We start from the raw sequence: 1,462 nt of genomic DNA on the forward strand, positions 1-1,462 counted from the left end.
ACAACCCCAACCACCACCCAGACAGGAACACCCTTCCCGAACGACATCACTCACCACCAGCCGCCCCCGTAAAACGCAACAGGCTGTATAGCGACCAAAACCAGGCAACGATCACCCGGGAGATGGAGGCAGCCGAGGTCAGGTGTCGAAGGGGAACCGGGTAGCACCAAGGGCGGGCTTGAGGTCGCTCAACCAGACCGCGTTCTCGTCATAAGCAGCGAAGAACGGCTGACCCACCAGAGCAGCATCACGAGCCTGGATCATGTGCAACACGAACACCTTCTCCCCAGCCACCTCCGCCACACCATCCACACACACCTTGCCCGGAGTGGCCGACATCGACGGCCCCCGCACCGTCCGCGCCAACCCCGACACCCGCTGATACGCATCCCGATAAATCTCATACGCCCGCGCCAACGGCACCGCGAAATAATCCTGCGGCCCCGTATCACGCTCCACGAACATGTAATACGGCACCATGCCCTGCCGCACCTGCGACCGCCACATCGTCGCCCACACATCCGGATCATCATTAATCGACCGAATCAACGGCGCCTGCGTCCGAATCACCGCACCCGTATCCCGAATACGCCGCGCCGCCCGCACACCCAACTCCGGCGCCATCTCCCGCGGATGCGAAAAATGCGCCATCAACGCCAAATTCTTCCCCGCCGCCACCACCCGCTCAAACAACCGCAACGTATCATCAGCATCCGGATCCGACACCCACCGCTGCGGCCAATACGCCAACGCCTTCGTCCCGATCCGAATCGACTCTAAATGCTCAATCTCCAACAACGGCTCGATATACCGATTCAACAACCCCTCACCCATGATCATCGGATCCCCACCCGTGATCAACACACTCGTCACCTCAGGATGCCCCCGCACATACCCCACCAACCGATCAATGTCATCACTCGACATCTTCAAATCCGGCTCACCCACGAACTGCGCCCACCGAAAACAATACGTGCAATACGCATGACACGTCTGACCCTGCTTCGGGAAAAACAACACCGTCTCGGCATACTTATGCTGAACCCCGTTAAACGGCTCCTCCCCCGCCTTCGGAATATTCAACACCATCTGCCCAGCCGGATGCGGATTCAACTTCGCCCGCACCTCATTCGCCGCCACCGTCAACTCACCACGCGACGCCCCCGACCGCAACAACCCCACAATCCGAGCCACATCCACCGCCGGCAACATATCCGCCGCCGGAAACACCAACCGATACAACGGATCATCCGGCGCCGCCGACCAATCAATCAACTCATCAACCACATACTCATTCACCCGGAACGGCAACACCTCCGCCACCGCCCGAACCTCCAACCGCTCCGCCTCACCCAACCCCGCCCGCGCCGTCAACTCATCCAAATGCCGCGACGTGTAAGCACGAAACCGCCGCCCCGACGGCGAACCCGAAGACGCAGCAGCGTCATACGTCAAAGTCATA

Annotated in this window: 1 protein-coding gene; it reads right to left on the reverse strand. The window is 60.3% G+C overall.

The features are described from left to right. Positions 1-138: 138 nt before the first annotated feature. Positions 139-1,461, reverse strand: coding sequence for a lysine 2,3-aminomutase (locus G8760_RS29680; protein ID WP_166356433.1), 1,323 nt, complete (start codon positions 1,459-1,461; stop codon positions 139-141). Between the last annotated feature and the right edge of the window lies 1 nt (position 1,462).

This window comes from Phytoactinopolyspora limicola (genome assembly GCF_011320225.1).
GTDB classification, from domain to species: Bacteria; Actinomycetota; Actinomycetes; order Jiangellales; family Jiangellaceae; genus Phytoactinopolyspora; species Phytoactinopolyspora limicola.

Bases quoted from the DNA above. Each gene is read 5' to 3' on its own strand.
- G8760_RS29680 (WP_166356433.1), bottom strand. From the start codon at position 1,461: ATGACTTTGACGTATGACGCTGCTGCGTCTTCGGGTTCGCCGTCGGGG.